This window comes from Phytobacter sp. SCO41 (assembly GCF_003073275.1).
In the GTDB taxonomy this organism is placed as follows: domain Bacteria; phylum Pseudomonadota; class Gammaproteobacteria; order Enterobacterales; family Enterobacteriaceae; genus Phytobacter; species Phytobacter diazotrophicus.
Genome location: NZ_CP027225.1, coordinates 99091 through 115815 on the forward strand (window position 1 = coordinate 99091; position 16725 = coordinate 115815).

At 55.0% G+C, this 16725-nt stretch carries 18 protein-coding genes; 7 read left to right on the top strand and 11 right to left on the bottom strand.

What is annotated here, in order from left to right:
• Positions 1-62 precede the first annotated feature (62 nt).
• The 3 genes from spoT to gmk are packed head-to-tail and all read right to left on the bottom strand — an operon-like array spanning position 63 to position 3166.
• Positions 63-2195, bottom strand: coding sequence for a bifunctional GTP diphosphokinase/guanosine-3',5'-bis pyrophosphate 3'-pyrophosphohydrolase (spoT, locus tag C5523_RS00480; RefSeq protein ID WP_108700441.1), 2133 nt, complete (start codon positions 2193-2195; stop codon positions 63-65).
• Positions 2196-2213: 18 nt separating this feature from the next.
• A complete protein-coding gene (gene rpoZ / locus C5523_RS00485) occupies positions 2214-2489 on the bottom strand; it encodes a DNA-directed RNA polymerase subunit omega (protein WP_000135058.1) in 276 nt (91 codons plus the stop codon).
• 53 nt (positions 2490-2542) lie between these two features.
• Positions 2543-3166, bottom strand: coding sequence for a guanylate kinase (gene gmk / locus C5523_RS00490; protein WP_039080107.1), 624 nt, complete (start codon positions 3164-3166; stop codon positions 2543-2545).
• Between the two features lie 274 nt (positions 3167-3440).
• Between gmk and ligB the strand changes: the two genes are divergently transcribed.
• Positions 3441-5099 (top strand): NAD-dependent DNA ligase LigB, encoded by a 1659-nt coding sequence (gene ligB, locus C5523_RS00495; RefSeq protein ID WP_108700442.1) that lies wholly within the window; start codon positions 3441-3443, stop codon positions 5097-5099.
• An 80-nt stretch (positions 5100-5179) separates the two neighbouring features.
• On the opposite strand, the gene C5523_RS00500 is transcribed toward ligB, so the two are convergent.
• Together C5523_RS00500 and C5523_RS00505 are read right to left on the bottom strand one after the other, a co-directional pair.
• The gene (locus C5523_RS00500; RefSeq protein WP_108700443.1) at positions 5180-6424 is read right to left on the bottom strand and encodes a glycoside hydrolase family 28 protein; all 1245 of its coding nucleotides are present in this window, start codon (positions 6422-6424) and stop codon (positions 5180-5182) included.
• 136 nt (positions 6425-6560) lie between these two features.
• Positions 6561-7424 carry a YicC/YloC family endoribonuclease gene (locus C5523_RS00505; protein ID WP_108700444.1) on the bottom strand — a complete coding sequence of 288 codons (864 nt, stop codon included), beginning with the start codon at positions 7422-7424 and terminating at the stop codon, positions 6561-6563.
• A 124-nt stretch (positions 7425-7548) separates the two neighbouring features.
• On the opposite strand from C5523_RS00505, the gene rph reads away from it, so the two are divergent.
• Positions 7549-8265, top strand: a complete 717-nt coding sequence (gene rph, locus C5523_RS00510) for a ribonuclease PH (protein WP_039080110.1) — start codon at positions 7549-7551, stop codon at positions 8263-8265.
• Between the two features lie 211 nt (positions 8266-8476).
• Positions 8477-9118, top strand: a complete 642-nt coding sequence (gene pyrE / locus C5523_RS00520; protein WP_039080111.1) for an orotate phosphoribosyltransferase — start codon at positions 8477-8479, stop codon at positions 9116-9118.
• Positions 9119-9199: 81 nt separating this feature from the next.
• On the opposite strand, the gene slmA is transcribed toward pyrE, so the two are convergent.
• From slmA to coaBC, 3 genes are all read right to left on the bottom strand, one after another.
• Positions 9200-9796, bottom strand: a complete 597-nt coding sequence (gene slmA / locus C5523_RS00525) for a nucleoid occlusion factor SlmA (protein ID WP_039080112.1) — start codon at positions 9794-9796, stop codon at positions 9200-9202.
• A 119-nt stretch (positions 9797-9915) separates the two neighbouring features.
• The gene (dut, locus tag C5523_RS00530; RefSeq protein WP_039080113.1) at positions 9916-10374 is read right to left on the bottom strand and encodes a dUTP diphosphatase; all 459 of its coding nucleotides are present in this window, start codon (positions 10372-10374) and stop codon (positions 9916-9918) included.
• Positions 10352-11563 (bottom strand): bifunctional phosphopantothenoylcysteine decarboxylase/phosphopantothenate--cysteine ligase CoaBC, encoded by a 1212-nt coding sequence (gene coaBC, locus C5523_RS00535; RefSeq protein WP_103245897.1) that lies wholly within the window; start codon positions 11561-11563, stop codon positions 10352-10354. The genes dut and coaBC overlap by 23 nt, the downstream gene beginning before the upstream one ends.
• A gap of 172 nt (positions 11564-11735) precedes the next feature.
• On the opposite strand from coaBC, the gene radC reads away from it, so the two are divergent.
• The 4 genes from radC to mutM all read left to right on the top strand — a co-directional run bounded on the left by radC (position 11736) and on the right by mutM (position 14043).
• Positions 11736-12404 (top strand): DNA repair protein RadC, encoded by a 669-nt coding sequence (gene radC / locus C5523_RS00540; protein ID WP_108700445.1) that lies wholly within the window; start codon positions 11736-11738, stop codon positions 12402-12404.
• A gap of 215 nt (positions 12405-12619) precedes the next feature.
• Positions 12620-12856 carry a 50S ribosomal protein L28 gene (gene rpmB / locus C5523_RS00545; protein ID WP_002436699.1) on the top strand — a complete coding sequence of 79 codons (237 nt, stop codon included), beginning with the start codon at positions 12620-12622 and terminating at the stop codon, positions 12854-12856.
• A 20-nt stretch (positions 12857-12876) separates the two neighbouring features.
• Positions 12877-13044 (top strand): 50S ribosomal protein L33, encoded by a 168-nt coding sequence (gene rpmG, locus C5523_RS00550; RefSeq protein ID WP_003024094.1) that lies wholly within the window; start codon positions 12877-12879, stop codon positions 13042-13044.
• A 189-nt stretch (positions 13045-13233) separates the two neighbouring features.
• Positions 13234-14043: a bifunctional DNA-formamidopyrimidine glycosylase/DNA-(apurinic or apyrimidinic site) lyase gene (gene mutM, locus C5523_RS00555; RefSeq protein ID WP_071195077.1), complete on the top strand. Its 810-nt coding sequence runs from the start codon at positions 13234-13236 to the stop codon at positions 14041-14043.
• Positions 14044-14152: 109 nt separating this feature from the next.
• Here mutM and coaD read toward each other — a convergent pair whose 3' ends face one another.
• From coaD to waaA, 3 genes are read right to left on the bottom strand one after another with little or no spacing between them, the layout of a single operon-like run.
• The gene (coaD, locus tag C5523_RS00560; protein WP_071195076.1) at positions 14153-14629 is read right to left on the bottom strand and encodes a pantetheine-phosphate adenylyltransferase; all 477 of its coding nucleotides are present in this window, start codon (positions 14627-14629) and stop codon (positions 14153-14155) included.
• A gap of 3 nt (positions 14630-14632) precedes the next feature.
• Positions 14633-15403, bottom strand: a complete 771-nt coding sequence (locus tag C5523_RS00565; protein WP_108700446.1) for a glycosyltransferase family 2 protein — start codon at positions 15401-15403, stop codon at positions 14633-14635.
• Positions 15403-16677: a lipid IV(A) 3-deoxy-D-manno-octulosonic acid transferase gene (gene waaA, locus C5523_RS00570; protein ID WP_108700447.1), complete on the bottom strand. Its 1275-nt coding sequence runs from the start codon at positions 16675-16677 to the stop codon at positions 15403-15405. The genes C5523_RS00565 and waaA overlap by 1 nt, the downstream gene beginning before the upstream one ends.
• Positions 16678-16725: the final 48 nt, after the last annotated feature.

Consider the following 16725-nt stretch of genomic DNA (forward strand, 5'->3'; position numbering starts at 1 on the left):
GCGCCTGGGGTTTCATTCGCTTGCTGCCTCGATGCAATTCGAATGCTTTGGTGTAGGACATACTAGTTTCGGTTACGAGTGACTTTAATCACATCCGGCATGACGCGGATTTTGCGCATGATGTTCGCCAGATGGACGCGATCGCGAGACGTCAGACGGATAAAGGCGCTGTAAACGCGGCCGTCTTTTTCTTCCGTATTCAGGCTTTGAATATTGGAAGACGCGGTGTTGATTGCCGCAGTCAGATTCGCCAGTGCGCCCTGATGGTTGAACATATCCACCTTGATTTCGGTGATAAATTCCTGCGCGGTGTCCTTGTCCCACTCAACGGCCATAAACTTCTCTGGCTCTTTCTGGTAGCCACGGATGTTACGGCAAGATTCATGGTGGATAACCAGCCCTTTGCCGGGGCTAACATGCGCTACAATCGGGTCGCCGGGAATCGGACGACAGCACTTCGCGAAGGTGATCAGCACACCATCCGCACCTTTGATCGGCAAATGTCCGCCACTTGCGCTGACACTCGTGGCGGTACCGGTGCTTTGCGCTGTCGCCGTCGCTTCGCCCTGCTGCAGGTTCTTCGCCACTACCACGCTCATGGCGTTGCCGAGGCCGATTTCCGCCAGCAGATCGTCAAGCGAGGCGAGCTTCATGCGGTCCAGTTCGCGCTGAATATGTTCTTGCGGGATTTCCGCCAGCTTACGGCTTCCACCCAGTGCGTGGTTGAGCAGACGGCGGCCAAGGCTCACCGAATCATCACGCTTGAGGTTTTTCAGCAACTGGCGAATTTTGGCGCGCGCTTTTGAGCTCACGACAAAGTTAAGCCATGCCGCGTTCGGACGAGCGCCCGGCGCGGTAATGATTTCTACGGTTTGCCCGCTGGAAAGCGACTGCGACAGAGGATACGGCTGCCTGTCGACACGTGCGCCCACACAGGCGTGGCCGATGTCGGTGTGAACCGCATAGGCGAAGTCGACTGGGGTCGCGCCTGCTGGCAGTTCCACGATGCGGCCTTCCGGGGTGAAAACATAAATCTCATCCGGGAAGAGATCAGATTTAACGCTCTCAATAAATTCAAACGAGCTGCCTGCGCTCTGTTGCAGTTCGAGCAGGCTTTGCATCCAGCGCTGGGCGCGGATTTGCGCGGTGGTGCTAGTTTCGCCGTGCTCTTTATAGGCCCAGTGCGCCGCGACCCCCATTTCCGCCATCTGGTCCATGTCTTCGGTGCGAATTTGCACTTCAACCGGGACGCCGTGAGGACCGATCATCGAGGTGTGCAGAGACTGATAGCCGTTCGCTTTTGGAATGGCGATATAGTCTTTAACACGACCTGGACGCGGTTTGTAGAGGCTGTGCATCTGGCCCAGCACGCGATAGCAGGTGTCGGAATCATGGACGATAACGCGGAAGGCGTAGATATCCATAATCGAATGAAAACGCTGCTCTTTGAGCACCATCTTGCAGTAGATGGAGTACAGGTGTTTTTCGCGACCGCTGACGCGACACGGAATTCCCGCTTCCTGCAGACGCCCTTCAATTTCAGAAAGGATCTTCTGAATCATCTCTTTACGGTTACCGCGCGCAGCTTTTACCACTTCTTTAATGACGCGATAACGGTTCGGATACAACGCTTCAAAGCCCAGCTCTTCAAGCTCGGTTTTGATGTGATGAATACCTAAACGGTGCGCCAGCGGGCTGTAAATTTCGAGAGTTTCACGGGCGATGCGGCGACGTTTATCCGGGCGAAGAGAGCCCAGCGTGCGCATGTTGTGGGTACGGTCGGCGAGTTTGATGAGAATGACGCGGATATCCTGCACCATCGCCATAATCATCTTGCGAAAGTTTTCGGCCTGCGCCTCTTTCTTATCGCGGAACTTGAGCTTATCAAGCTTTGACACCCCTTCTACCAGTTCGGCAACGCTTTTGCCAAATAGCTGTTCCATGTCCTGGTAGGTTGCGGGGGTATCTTCAATCACGTCATGCAGCAGCGCGGCCATCAGCGTTTCGTAGTCGAGTTTCATCTCGGCCAGGATACAGGCTACGGCAACCGGGTGCGTGATATAGGGTTCACCACTTGAACGTGTCTGGCCCTCGTGAGCGTCACGTGCAACGAGATACGCCTGCCGAAGACGCTTGATCTGGTCTTCCGGCAGGTAGTTTTGAATCAGTTGATTCAGACTTTCAAACAGATACAAGGGCGACCCGCTTATTGATTAACGACGACCTTCAGCAATAGCGGTAACGGCTTGTAATTCAGCGGCTTCCTGCTCTTGCTGTTCCTGGCGCTCACGTACGTCGAGGATCTGGTTGTTGATCAGACCTTCTTCGATTTCGCGCAGCGCGATAACGGTGGTTTTATCGTTTTCTTCCGGTACCAGCGGATCCTTTCCGCCTACCTGCATCTGACGAGCGCGACGCGCGGCGACCAGTACCAGGTCAAAACGGTTACCAATTTTCTCTACAGCGTCCTGAACAGTTACGCGTGCCATATTTAAAATGCTCCACAGATGGTGATGGACTGGGCATGATACTGAATGTGAGTTCAGTCTGCCAACAGTTTGCTGATTAAAGCGTCATGTCGCTGCATCTGGCGGCCCATACGCAGACGTTCGGCGCGAATGATGGTTTTGAGGTCGCCCAGGGCGGTATCGAAATCATCGTTCACAATAAGGTAATCATACTCTGCGTAATGGCTCATTTCCGCAACTGCTTGCGCCATGCGCTTTGCGATAACATCTTCGCTGTCCTGACCGCGACCACGCAGACGTCTGTCCAGCTCGATTTTCGACGGCGGCAAAATAAAGATGCTGCGCGCCTGCGGCATTCTCATGCGGATTTGCTGCGCGCCCTGCCAGTCAATATCCAGGAATACATCTACGCCGGTTTTAAGAACTTGCTCAATCGTAGCGCGCGATGTGCCGTAATAATTGCCAAATACCTCGGCGTGTTCAAGGAAGGCGTCATCATCAATCATCGCTTTAAATTCGGCATGATTAACGAAGAAATAGTGTTCACCGTGCACTTCACCCGGACGCGGCGCGCGCGTGGTGTGTGAAACAGAAACCTGGGTGTCATACAACGGTTGGGTTTTTAATAAAGCCTGAATGAGGCTTGATTTACCCGCGCCACTGGGGGCGGAAACAATATAAAGCGTGCCTTGAGCCATGAGAGTCTTTTGTATGTGAATTGCGAAAGGAAACTTACATACGTGCCTATTATACACAACGGCGCAACGTGACGTAGCCCTCGTCACACTTTTTACTGTGGATAATGGTGTTTTGCGCGCCTTTTCCCTGATTTGCCACCCTTTTTCTGCAAACGGTGAAAAACGCCGGAACCCACCTCGCAAACTCTGTTTTACTGTCTCGAAAACCTATTTCCGTCGCGATATACCCGCTGCATTCAGCTAAGGAGACGGCGAAATGTGGATAAGGATATTTATGATGATCGGCGCGGTGGTCTGGAGCGTATGCAGTAACGCGGCCTGCCCCGTGTGGGCGCCAGCGCGAGCAGAACAAGAGATTGCACAACTGGAAAAACAGATGGCGCAGTGGAATGAGGATTACTGGTTGCAGGGCGCGAGCGCCGTGAGCGACGATGTTTACGACAATCTCAATGCCCAGCTTGCGAACTGGCGGCGCTGTTTTGGGCAGGAGACGGTCCGTGATGCGCCAGCCGTAGCGGGCGGTACGGTAAGGCATCCGATTGCCCATACGGGGGTTGATAAACTGCGTAATAAAGACGCGCTGCGTAAATGGATGGCGGGTAAAGCAGCGCTTTTGGCACAGCCGAAAGTGGACGGCGTGGCGGTCACACTGGTCTATCGCCACGGCAAACTGGAGCGGGTCATCAGCCGGGGGAATGGACTGGCAGGCGAAGACTGGACGGAGAATGCCCGCCGTATTCCCGCACTGCCGCAAACTGTTACCGGCGCACTGGCAAACAGCGTCTTACAAGGCGAGCTGTTTTTAAAGCGCGATGGTCATATTCAAAAACAGATGGGTGGCATGAACGCCCGGGCCAAAGTGGCGGGCGCCATGATGAGACGAGGCGGGTCGGATGTGTTAAGCGACATTGCCGTCTTTGTCTGGAGCTGGCCGGACGGGCCGCAAGCGTTAGCGCATCGCCTGCGATTATTAACGCAGGCAGGGTTTGACTGGGTGGAACGCTACAGTGTGCCCGTCAGCAATATCAATGAGGTTGCGGTCCTTCGCGAGCGCTGGTTCACTACCGCGCTGCCCTTTGTGACAGATGGCGTGGTGGTACGAAGTGCTCAAGAGCCGCAAGGAAAACAGTGGGTTCCGGGGCAGGGTGTCTGGGTCGCGGCATGGAAATATCCGCCAGTCGAACAGGTCGCCGAGGTGAAAAATATCCGCTTTACCGTCGGGCGTACCGGGAAAATTGCCGTCGTTGCCCATCTGGAGCCGGTACAACTGGACGATAAACGTGTGCAGCGGGTCAATGTTGGTTCCGTGCGGCGTTGGCAGGAACTGGATATTGCGCCTGGCGATCGGGTAGTGGTAAGCCTGGCAGGGCAAGGGATCCCACGCATTGATGATGTGGTCTGGCGCGGGCAGGTTCGCGTTAAACCGCAGCCGCCTGCCCCGGTTTTCACGCCGCTCACCTGTTTTTATGCCTCGCCAGAATGTCAGGAGCAATTTCTGGCCCGGCTGACGTGGCTGAGTTCAAAGCAGGCGCTGGATATTGAAGGGCTGGGGGAGGCGGGTTGGCGCGTATTGCATCAGGCGCATCGGTTTGAACATCTCTTTTCCTGGCTGGCGTTAACAGAAACGCAGCTACAGGAAACAGCCGGGATAACACCTGCTCGCGGACGGCAGCTTTGGCATCGCTTCGAACTTGCCCGGGAGCGGCCCTTTGTGCGCTGGGTTTATGCCCTTGGTCTGCCGTTAACGACGTCGGCAATTCAGGCCGCCGGGGATACCCACTGGCAGCAGATGCAGGACCGAGGCGACCAGGCGTGGCAGCGCCTGCCGGGTATCGGTGCCCGGAAAGCCCGCCAGATCATGACTTTTATTCAGGAGCCGGTGGTCAAGACGCTGGTGGCCTGGCTGGGTGAGCACGGAATTGCTGGCTTTTAGCGCCGTCACTTTTGCAGCAGCGATGAGGTCTTTCGCTATGACGACCATATTTTGCTTTGCGATGTTCCCACGTGTTTATCTCAAGGGCATGATCCCGTGGGGCCTGGCGCGATTGTGCCCTGGATAATGGCGTATTTTTTGTGCATTTCCGAACCCCTGGCAAGCGTCACATTTTTCAGGGTGGTTACAATCGGATTGCTGTCGCTGTCTCCCTGAAATGTCAGCATACCTGCCGTAAGCACTCTCACATGCTCAAACGTGATATCGCGAAAGATGGGGAGCAGATGCCCTTCTTTAGGTTCGTAGCGCGTGTCCAGAACAATCGGGTTTTTCACGTTTTCCATGCAGATATTGCGATAGGTAACCCCGGTCACCAGACCACCGCGCGAGCGGTCGCTTTTAATGCGCAGCCCGTTAGTTGTGCCGTTCAGGGTGAGCTGGTTGACGTCCACATCACTCACACCTTTATTGACCTCGCTACCAATGGACATGCCGTGCCCGGAGCCAAAGCGGTTATCCACAATGGAGATATGGGATGCGCTGGCATTCCCGGCTTTAATGGCGACATTATCGTCCCCGGTGTCGATCACGCTGTGGGTGAGCGTCACGTTCGTCGAGCCCATAGGATCAAAACCATCCGTATTGCGCGCGAAAGCGGGGGTGTCGATAGTGATCCCCCACAGGGTCAGCCCGTTGCTGCGGTTGCCCACTATGTGGAAATTCGGCGCGTTTTTGAGGGTTATCTGATACAGCGTGATATCTGAGGAGCTATCAATCTGGATTAAGCGAGGCGCATTCTGTTTGCTGTCGCTTTTTTGCGCCTCTTTTGCCAGCTGCCACCATGTCTGGTTTCGCCCAGCCATGACCGTGCCACCCTGGCCATCAATTGTCCCCTGTCCATAAATCCCGCTGCCAACCGCCTCTTTAATCCAGATAAACGGTTTACAGCCCTTCCCTGAATCATCCAGCGTGCCGCAGGTCTGTTTGCCTGTGTCGAAGCGGGCCGGGTTGGCGACAGCCCTCAGCGTTGCTCCTTTATCAATCGCAAGGCTAACGCCCGATGGCAGGCTGAGTGGGCCACTGTAGAAGGTATCCGTGTTTTCTGATGCGGCCAGATGCACTGTTTTTCCGCGAGCGCAGGTATTGAGCGCCGTCTGGATTGCCTGCGTTGCATCGTCTGTTCCACTGGCATAAAGGGTCTGACAAGGCGGCGGTGTGACGGGTTGGGTGACGGTGCGCGTATCACCTGCCTGTGCCCCTGCGGCACAGAGCATCAGTATGGCCGTTAGCGTACGAACATGAAGCGGTCGCAAGGGTGAAGACATAAAAAGTCCGGACAGGTGGAAACCTGAAAGTCACAATACCGGGGGCAGTACGAACCTGTAAAGCGATGGCCGGGAGCGGAGAGCAGAAAATAAAAAAGCCCGCAGCGTTGCGGGCTTTCAGGGTACTGGCGCGGGATTATTCGATGTTCTGAATCTGCTCGCGCATCTGCTCAATCAACACTTTCAGCTCAATGGCTGAATTGGTGACATCGGCATTGATAGATTTAGACGCCAGAGTGTTCGACTCACGGTTGAACTCCTGCATCATAAAGTCGAGACGGCGGCCCACAGCCTCTTTCTTCTTGAGGATGTTGTAGGTTTCTTTAACGTGCGCTTCCAGACGGTCAAGCTCTTCGGCAACGTCGATACGCTGTGCCATCAGCACCAGCTCTTGTTCCAGTCGGTTATTTTCCAACTGGACCTGCGCCTCTTCCAGTTTTGCTACCAGGCGGTCGCGCTGCCATTGCAGGATTTCCGGCATCTGTGCACGCACGTTTTTCACTTCAGTGCTGACACCTTCCAGACGCTGCTCAATTAAGGCTTTCAGCGCCTGGCCTTCGGTTTCGCGGGCGATGATAAAATCGTCCAGCGCGCCATCAAGGGCAGACAGAATTTCAGCGGCAATCGCGTCCAGATCCTGTTCCTGAGCGGCCATAACGCCCGGCCAACGCAGAATATCCACCGGGTTGATTTCGCCTTCATCGCTCTGCATTTTGACCCAGTTGGCGGCGTTCACCAGTTGTTTTGCCAGTTTCTCGTTGAGAATCAGTTCGCTTTGGGCGCTGGCGTCAGGTTCAAAACGCAGATTACATTCGATTTTCCCGCGAGTCAGACGCGTACGGATGCGCTCGCGAACCACAGGTTCCAGGCTACGAAATTGTTCCGGCAGACGGAAGTAAGTTTCAAGATAACGCTGGTTTACCGAGCGCAGTTCCCATGAGGCAGAGCCCCAGCTACCCTTGATTTCACGCCGGGCGTAGGCGGTCATACTGCGGATCATAGACGTTCCCGTTTTTTAAGGAGAGATGCGGGGATTATAGCTTTCATGGGCTTATCAGGATAGGAATAACCTTGGTAAGCCAGTATAATGCGCAGCCACATTCGTAACAGCCGGAGAAATCATCATGCGTCCATCAGGCCGTAGCACCACCGAGGTGCGTCCCGTCACCCTGACCCGTAATTACACAAAACACGCAGAAGGCTCCGTGCTGGTTGAATTTGGTGATACCAAAGTGCTGTGCACCGCCACCCTTGAAGAGGGTGTGCCGCGTTTCCTCAAAGGCCAGGGCCAGGGCTGGATCACCGCCGAATATGGCATGCTGCCGCGTTCCACCCACACCCGTAACGCGCGCGAAGCGGCGAAGGGCAAACAGGGCGGGCGCACCATGGAAATTCAGCGTCTTATCGCCCGTGCGCTGCGTGCGGCGGTAGACTTAACGGCGCTGGGTGAATACACCATTACCCTGGACTGCGACGTGATTCAGGCCGATGGCGGTACCCGTACTGCCTCCATCACCGGAGCATGCGTTGCGCTGGCTGATGCGCTGAACGCGTTGGTAAGCGCAGGCAAACTGAAAGCGAACCCGATGAAAGGGCTGGTGGCGGCGGTTTCAGTCGGCATCGTCAATGGCGAAGCGGTTTGTGATCTGGAATACGTGGAAGACTCCGCAGCGGAAACCGATATGAACGTAGTGATGACCGAAGATGGGCGCATCATTGAAGTTCAGGGCACCGCCGAGGGCGAACCGTTCACCCACGAAGAACTCCTGACCTTGCTGGCGTTGGCCCGAGGGGGAATCGAATCGATTATCGCGACGCAGAAAGCGGCGTTGGCAAACTAGTTTTTAAGGCGACTGAGAAGTCGCCTTTTTTTTGTCCATAGAAAAGTGAAATCCTTTCCCAGCCAGCGTAATCGGCGAAGACCGTTTGAACGCGGACAGCGCGGAAAATCCGGAACGTACACGAAGTACATGAGGATTCGAGCACTGCCCGGGTTAAAACTGGCAAGTAAGATAGCCTGATGGGATAGGTTCTAAGATGAGGAGCGAATCCATGAAACAGTATCAGCGTGAGTTTATTGAGTTTGCGCTTAACAAACAGGTGCTCAAGTTTGGCGAGTTCACCCTGAAATCCGGGCGTAAGAGCCCCTATTTCTTTAACGCCGGCCTGTTTAATACCGGGCGTGACCTGGCGTTGCTGGGCCGTTTTTACGCCGCCGCGCTGGTGGATTCGAAAATTGATTTCGACCTGTTGTTTGGCCCGGCCTACAAAGGTATCCCTATCGCGACCACCACAGCAGTCGCGCTGGCTGAGCACCACGAGCGTGACGTGCCGTATTGCTTTAACCGCAAAGAGGCCAAAGATCACGGTGAAGGTGGCACGCTGGTCGGCAGCGCATTGCAGGGCCGCGTCATGCTGGTGGATGATGTGATCACTGCCGGTACGGCAATTCGCGAATCCATGGAGATAATCCAGGCGAACGGCGCGACGCTGGCAGGCGTGCTGATCTCCCTTGATCGTCAGGAGCGTGGACGCGCGGATATTTCCGCGATCCAGGAAGTGGAGCGCGACTACGGCTGCAAAGTGATTTCAATTATCACCCTGAAAGAGCTGATTGCTTATCTGGAAGAGAAGCCGGAAATGGCTGACCACCTTGCCGCGGTGAAGGCATATCGGGAAGAGTACGGGATTTAATAGTATTCCCGGCGTACCTCGGATAGATCGAAAGAGTTGCCCGGATAAGGCGGTTAACCGCTATCCGGGATAACTTATCGTTTATTGCAACTGTGCAGCCAGCAAGGGCCAGCGTGCTTCAAACTCATCGGTCGGACTGTATTTGAACTCGCTACGCACATAGCGCGACAACATCCCCTCACAAAACGACAGCAACTGACTTGCCAGCAGCGTTTCGTCAGTGACGTAGCCTTCGCCTTCACGCATCTTCTTTTCGCGCAGCACCTGGCGAATCTGGGATTCGATACGCTCGAAAAGCTGATTGATACGCCCTTGTAAGCGATCCTGTTCAAACATCAGCGCATGACCGGTAAGAATGCGGGTCAGCCCTGGATTACGCTCACCAAACCCCAGAATCAGTTGCACAATCAGACGCAGGCGCGCTGTGGTGTCCTTTTCATCTTTCATGATCAGGTTGATACGGGTAATCAGGCTATCTTCGATAAACTCAATGAGGCTATCGAACATGCGTGTCTTGCTAGGGAAATGACGGTACAAAGCGGCCTCGGAGACGCCAACAGACGCCGCCAGTTTTGCCGTCGTGATGCGTTGACTTCCATCGCTGGATTCAAGCATCAGTGCCAGAGACTGAAGTATTTCTTCGCGACGATTCCTTTTCGCGGTTTGTTTTTCTGCCATGTTGCAAAATACCCCTGAAATAAGCGCTTATCAGGCGAACATCCACGCGGCGGCCGCAAACCGGTGTTTGCGGAAATGTTATGGCGTTATTTCGCCGCAGGATGCGTTAAATGGGCTGCTTATTTACGCCCGGAGTGACCGAAGCCACCTTCACCACGATCTGTGGCGTCAAACTCTTCAACCAGATTAAATTCAGCCTGAACGACCGGGACAAACACCATTTGCGCGATGCGCTCACCGGGTTCAATGGTAAAGCTGTCCTGACCACGGTTCCAGACGGACACCATCAATTGCCCCTGATAGTCAGAGTCAATAAGTCCCACCAGGTTACCCAGCACAATACCATGCTTATGGCCGAGGCCAGAGCGCGGCAGAATCACTGCGGCAAGCGACGGATCGGCAATATGAATCGCCAGACCGGTCGGCAGCAGGGTGGTCGCGCCCGGTGCCAGCTCTACGGCGTCGTCGAGACAGGCACGCAGATCGAGGCCGGCAGAACCGGCGGTGGCGTAGGTCGGCAGTGGGAATTGCTTGCCTACACGCGGGTCCAGAATCTTAACGTCGATTTTTTTCATCATAACGGGTAACGATCTCGTCCAGTAATAAGTGGCCTAACTGTTCCTTGCTCTTTAGCGGTAAATGTTTATCGCCATCCTGCCAGAAAAGATGCAAAGCGTTATTGTCGCTATTAAACCCTTGATTTGATTGCGAAACATCGTTAGCGCAGATCAGGTCGAGGTTTTTGCGGGCACGTTTTTGCCGGGCATATTCTTCCACATTATTTGTTTCGGCGGCAAACCCAACGACATAGGGGCGATGCTCGGTCAATGCGGCGACACCGGCGACGATATCCGGGTTTTTGACCATTTTTATTGTTAATTCATCGCCTTGCTTTTTGATTTTTTCGTCGGCAATGGCGGCGGCGCGATAATCCGCGACGGCGGCACAGCCAATAAAAATATGTTGCTGCTGAGCGAGACCCTGTACCGCGGCCTCCATCTCCAGAGCGGTGGTCACGTCAATCCGTTTGACCCATGCTGGCGTTGCCAACGACACCGGGCCTGACACCAGCGTCACGTTAGCCCCACGACGGGCAGCCGCCGCAGCGATGGCAAAGCCCATCTTGCCGGAGCTGTGGTTTGTAATATAACGCACCGGGTCCAGCGGCTCGCGGGTCGGACCGGCGGTAATCATGATGTTCAGATGTTGCAGATCGTTGACAGGCGAGAAATGCGCGGCGGCGAGATCAACGATGGTTAGCGGATCCAGCATCCGGCCCGGCCCAATGTCGCCGCAGGCCTGGCTGCCGCTGTCCGGGCCCCACAATAACAGGCCGCGCGAGGCCAGCACCTCTAAATTATGCTGAGTGGCGGCGGCGCGATACATCTGCTGGTTCATGGCAGGCACAACCGCAACCGGAGAAGGCGTGGCAAGGCAAATCGTCGACACCAGGTCATTGGCCATACCGGCGGCGACGCGCGCGATTAAATCGGCGGTGGCGGGGGCGAGAATGACCAGGTCGGCCCATTTGCCAAGCTCAATATGGCCCATTGCGGCTTCGGCGGCCGGGTCGAGCAGACTGTCGGAAACCGGGTAGCCGGAAACCGCCTGCAGGCTCAGCGGCGTAATAAAGGCTTTCGCTGCTTCGGTCATCGCAACGCGCACATCGGCGCCGCGATCGCGCAGACGACGCACCAGTTCAGGCGCTTTATAAGCCGCGATGCCGCCGCTTATGCCGAGAACGATTTTTTTACCCGCCAGACTCATCATGACTCTTTCCTGTTGGATTTCACCAGAAGGCGGGCATTTTATCACAATCCTGGTGCTGTCGTGCTTTTGCCCGTCGTGCTCTTTGCGAGGTATTACGCAAGTGTGGCGATCCCGTGTCGATGGCCCTTTTCGCTTGTGGCAGCATGGTGCGTAAAAGGGAGGATTCGACATGGATATAGTTTATTTACCCCCATTGCCCAGAGAAAAAATGATGAGTGCGGGCATTGAGTCGCTGACGGATGTCGAGCTACTGGCGCTGTTTTTACGCACTGGCACACAGGGGAAATCAGTGATGACGCTTTCCCGTGATTTGCTGCAGCACTTCGGCTCACTCTACGGGCTGCTCTCGGCGGACTATAAAGATTTTGCCAACGTTAATGGCATTGGGGTGGCGAAATACGCGCAACTAAAAGGCATTGCCGAGCTGGCGCGGCGCTACTACAGCGTTCGGCTACTGGAAGAAACATCATTGTTAAGCCCGGAGCTGACCCGGGAATTTCTGCAAAGCCAGTTGACGGGCGAAGAGCGCGAGATCTTCATGGCGATCTTTCTCGACAACCAAAATCGGGTGTTGAAGCATTGCCGTCTTTTTTCCGGCACCATTAATCAGGTGGAAGTGCATCCGCGCGAAATTATCCGCGAGGCGATTAAAGTGAATGCCGCCGCCGTGATCCTTGCGCATAATCATCCTTCGGGTAGCGCTGAACCCAGTAAAGCGGATAGAATCATCACCGAAAGGGTGGTGAAGTGCTGTCAGTTTATGGATATTCGTGTGCTCGATCATCTGGTGATAGGCCGTGGAGAGTACGTTTCGTTCGCAGAGCGGGGCTGGATTTAGACCTCTTTGGGCGATCCATCGGGATCTTTGTCTGTTCGGGACTTGAGCACATCGCCGACTCAGCGTATACTACGCCACCTTTGAGAATCTCGGGTTTGGCAATTGGGCCTGGCTACACGAGTTCGCTTAGAACCGTCAGACCAGGCTGTGAAAGCCTGACGAGGCGCCAATACCCCATACGAAGCTCGAGCTAATTTGATTTTTGGAGAATAGACATGTCCCGAGTCTGCCAAGTTACTGGCAAGCGTCCGGTGACCGGTAACAACCGTTCCCACGCACTGAACGCGACTAAACGCCGTTTCCTGCCGAACCTGCACTCTCACCGTTTCTGGGTTGAGAGCGAGAAGCGTTTTGTCACCCTGCGCGTATCTGCTAAAGGTATGCGTGTAATCGATAAGAAAGGCATCGATACAGTTCTGTCTGAACTGCGTGCCCGTGGCGAAAAGTACTAAGTACTTAGAGGAAATAAATCATGGCTAAAGGTATTCGTGAGAAAATCAAGCTGGTTTCTTCTGCTGGTACTGGTCACTTCTATACCACCACGAAGAACAAACGTACTAAGCCGGAAAAACTGGAACTGAAAAAATTCGATCCAGTTGTCCGTCAGCACGTTCTTTACAAAGAAGCAAAAATTAAATAATTTGCGCTTTCTTTGTACGAAAACCTCGCTTCGGCGGGGTTTTTTGCATTTTGCCCTTCGTAGTTTGAGCCGCAGATACGTTAGCTGTGTACGCTCACCCTGGTCCCCTACTCAGGTAAGCGCCCGGGATTCACTTCTTGCCGCCTTCCTGTGACTCAAATTACATTGGGGAAATAAGGAGAAATAAACATGCCAGAGTTACCCGAGGTAGAAACCAGCCGCCGCGGTATTGAACCGCATCTGGTCGGCGCCAAAATTCTTCATGCTGTCGTCCGTAACGGGCGCCTCCGGTGGCCTGTCTCGGATGAAATTCATCGCCTGAGCGACAAACCGGTTCTCAGCGTGCAGCGCCGTGCCAAATACCTGCTGCTGGAGTTACCGGACGGCTGGATAATCATCCATCTGGGGATGTCCGGCAGCCTGCGTATCCTCACCGAAGACCTCCCGGCGGAAAAACACGACCATGTCGATCTGGTGATGAGCAATGGCAAAGTGCTGCGTTACACCGATCCACGACGCTTTGGTGCCTGGTTGTGGACGAAAGAGCTGGAAGGTCACAATGTGCTGGCGCATCTGGGGCCGGAACCGTTAAGCGAGGCGTTTAACGCCGATTACCTGCAACAGAAATGTGCGAAGAAGAAAATCGCCATCAAACCCTGGCTGATGGATAACAAGCTGGTGGTGGGGGTGGGCAATATCTACGCCAGCGAGTCGCTGTTTGCCGCCGGGATCCATCCTGACAGACTGGCCTCGTCACTGTCGCGCGAGGAGTGTGAGCTGCTGGTGCGGGTGATTAAAGCCGTGCTGCTGCGTTCGATTGAGCAGGGCGGTACCACGCTGAAAGATTTTCTGCAAAGCGACGGTAAGCCCGGATATTTTGCGCAGGAATTGCAGGTCTATGGACGTAAAGGAGAGCCGTGCCGGGCGTGTGGTACGCCGATTATTGCGTCAAAACATGCACAGCGGGCGACGTTTTATTGCCGCCAGTGCCAGAAGTAAAGTGAGGTGGTTGCGTTTATCCCGGCCCGCGCTGCGCTTAACCGGGCTATAGGTTGCGGACTGGTAGCCCGGACAAGGCGCGTTAAGCGCCGCCTCCGGGAAGAACGCCCTACAGCTTTTTCAGCAGCGCCTGGTGGACATTCGCTGGCAGGAAATGAGTGACATCACCGGCATGGCGCGCCACCTCTTTTACAAGGGTGGAGGAAATAAACGACCACTCTTTTGATGGCATCAGAAATACGCTTTCCAGGTCAGGCATCAGATGGCGATTCATATGCGCCAGTTGCATCTCATATTCAAAATCTGCCACCGCACGCAGGCCACGAATCAGAATGTTCGCCTGCTGGGCGCGCGCAAAATTGGCCATCAGATCGCTAAAGCCCATCACCGTGACGTTGGGAATCTGTTTGGTTGCTTCCTGAGCCAGCGCCACGCGCTCATCGAGCGTAAACATTGGTTTTTTGCTTGGGCTGGCGGCAATCGCCATCACCACTTCATCGAACATGGTGGCGGCGCGGGTCACGATATCAATATGCCCGTTAGTGATGGGATCAAACGTACCGGGATAAATTGCTTTTGTGCTCATCGCTTAGGCTTTCTCGCTGTAACCGTGGTTTAGCGCCCACAGTTCGGTGTATTTGTTGAAAGTATACTGCGCATTGACCACCGCGAGCAGCCAGCCTTGTTTGCCATCCAGCACGCCACCGCGCAGCAGCAGCGTTTTCAGGAACGCCCCCAGTGTATGGGTGAAAATACCCGCCAGCGATGCCTTCTTGTCCTTCTGATGACGTTCTTGCGCCCAGGCTGTGGCGTAATTGAGCTGTTTGCGCTGAAAGCTGGCGAAATCACGGCAGGTTAAATGCAGCAGGTCGCCTTTCAGTTCGATAACTTTTGCGCCCTGGGTGTCCAGTGACTCATGTACGAGACTGGCGTTGTACTGGTAACGCTCGCGTGGGTAGAGCCGCATCACCCGGTCAGGGTACCAGCCACTGTGACGCATAAAACGTCCCAGGAAAAAGTTACGACGGGCGATGCTGTAAACCGCATCCGGCTGTGGGGCATCAAGTACCGCGCGAATAGATTGCGCCAGTTCCGGTGTGACCCGTTCATCGGTGTCAATCATCAGGACATAGTCACCGCTGGCAAAGCGTTGCGCCTTCTGGCGCTGAATACCATAGCCCTGCCAGTTGGTATCAGTGAAAACCTTTACCCCTGCCGCGCGCGCGACCTCTGACGTTGCATCCTGGCTGCCGGAATCGAGCAGGATAATTTCATCGGCCCATGCGACTGACGCTAAGCAATCTGGCAGCAGGTCTGCCGCGTTTTTGGCGATCATGACCACCGACAGGCGTTGAGACATTAATGGCTCCGCTGAGGCAAATACGGTTGCAGGAGTTGCAGCAGACGCGTCAGCGCGCCCTGGTTCTGATGCAGGACTTCAACGGCGTGGCGACCACACCACAGACGGTAATCTTCGTCGGTCAGCAAGGTCGAGACCTCTTTGACCAGCGAGTCGGCATCGGTGACGGTAATCAGGCCATCAGCGGCTTGCAGACGCGCGCAGATATCTTTGAAGTTGAAGGTATGCGGGCCCATCAGCACAGGAATGGCATGTGCCGCCGGCTCCAGCGGGTTATGACCGCCGCGCTCGACCAGGCTGCCGCCGACAAAGGCCATATCAGCAATACCGTAAAGCAGCATCAGCTCACCCATGGTATCGCCAATAACGACCTGAGTACTGCCGGAAGGAATTTCACCCGAGCTTCTCATGATGAAACTAAAGCCGCCTTTGCGCACCATTTCGCGGGCGTCAGGAAAGCGCTCCGGGTGACGCGGCACCAGGATCAGCAGTAAATCAGGGAACGTCTCCAGCAACTTGCGATGTGCCTGCAGGATAACCGTCTCTTCGCCGTCGTGGGTGCTGGTCGCAATCCATACTTTACGGCGAGGCGCCCACTGACGCCGCAGTGTTATGGCTTTGGCGGCTAATTCCGGGGTGACGGAGATATCAAATTTCAGGCTGCCGGTAACGGCAAGCTGGCCCCGTTTCAGGCCCAACTGCAGAAAACGATCGCCATCTTCCTGGGTTTGCGCGGCAATCAAGGTGATTCTGCTGAGCAGACGACGCATAAATCGCCCCAGTTTGCCGTAGCCTTTGGCCGAACGGTCCGACAGGCGCGCATTGGCGATCACCAGCGGAATTTTGCGACGGTTCAGCGCGGCAATCATATTGGGCCACAGTTCGGTTTCCATCACGATCACCAGCTTCGGTCGGACCGTATCAAGAAAACGGCCCATCGCGCCGGGCAGATCGTAAGGGAGATAGACATGATGAACATCTTTGCCAAAGGCAGACATCACCCGCTCTGAGCCCGTCGGTGTCATGGTGGTGACGGTGATGGGCAGCATGGGATAGCGGTGGCGCAATGCACGTACCAGCGGAATGGCCGCCAGCGTTTCGCCAACGGAGACGGAATGCAGCAAAATACCGTCCGGCTTCACTTTATTACGGCAAAAACCATAGCGTTCAGCCCAGCGTTTACGGTAAGCCGGGGCCTTGCGGCTGCGAAGCAGAAGCCGCAGCCACACCAGAGGCTGAATTAAGTAGAGCAGGATGGTATACAACAATTCCAAGCGATTATCCGTTTTTTGAGTTTCGGCGGGCAAATTCTAAGCATTTAG

What these genes read in the sequence shown, in the direction of transcription:
- rpoZ (WP_000135058.1), bottom strand. Translation starts at nt 2,489, where the DNA reads ATGGCACGCGTAACTGTTCAGGACGCTGTAGAGAAAATTGGTAACCGT.
- gmk (WP_039080107.1), bottom strand. Translation starts at nt 3,166, where the DNA reads ATGGCTCAAGGCACGCTTTATATTGTTTCCGCCCCCAGTGGCGCGGGT.
- ligB (WP_108700442.1), top strand. Translation starts at nt 3,441, where the DNA reads ATGATGATCGGCGCGGTGGTCTGGAGCGTATGCAGTAACGCGGCCTGC.
- C5523_RS00500 (WP_108700443.1), bottom strand. Translation starts at nt 6,424, where the DNA reads ATGTCTTCACCCTTGCGACCGCTTCATGTTCGTACGCTAACGGCCATA.
- C5523_RS00505 (WP_108700444.1), bottom strand. Translation starts at nt 7,424, where the DNA reads ATGATCCGCAGTATGACCGCCTACGCCCGGCGTGAAATCAAGGGTAGC.
- rph (WP_039080110.1), top strand. Translation starts at nt 7,549, where the DNA reads ATGCGTCCATCAGGCCGTAGCACCACCGAGGTGCGTCCCGTCACCCTG.
- pyrE (WP_039080111.1), top strand. Translation starts at nt 8,477, where the DNA reads ATGAAACAGTATCAGCGTGAGTTTATTGAGTTTGCGCTTAACAAACAG.
- slmA (WP_039080112.1), bottom strand. Translation starts at nt 9,796, where the DNA reads ATGGCAGAAAAACAAACCGCGAAAAGGAATCGTCGCGAAGAAATACTT.
- dut (WP_039080113.1), bottom strand. Translation starts at nt 10,374, where the DNA reads ATGATGAAAAAAATCGACGTTAAGATTCTGGACCCGCGTGTAGGCAAG.
- coaBC (WP_103245897.1), bottom strand. Translation starts at nt 11,563, where the DNA reads ATGAGTCTGGCGGGTAAAAAAATCGTTCTCGGCATAAGCGGCGGCATC.
- radC (WP_108700445.1), top strand. Translation starts at nt 11,736, where the DNA reads ATGGATATAGTTTATTTACCCCCATTGCCCAGAGAAAAAATGATGAGT.
- rpmB (WP_002436699.1), top strand. Translation starts at nt 12,620, where the DNA reads ATGTCCCGAGTCTGCCAAGTTACTGGCAAGCGTCCGGTGACCGGTAAC.
- rpmG (WP_003024094.1), top strand. Translation starts at nt 12,877, where the DNA reads ATGGCTAAAGGTATTCGTGAGAAAATCAAGCTGGTTTCTTCTGCTGGT.
- mutM (WP_071195077.1), top strand. Translation starts at nt 13,234, where the DNA reads ATGCCAGAGTTACCCGAGGTAGAAACCAGCCGCCGCGGTATTGAACCG.
- coaD (WP_071195076.1), bottom strand. Translation starts at nt 14,629, where the DNA reads ATGAGCACAAAAGCAATTTATCCCGGTACGTTTGATCCCATCACTAAC.
- C5523_RS00565 (WP_108700446.1), bottom strand. Translation starts at nt 15,403, where the DNA reads ATGTCTCAACGCCTGTCGGTGGTCATGATCGCCAAAAACGCGGCAGAC.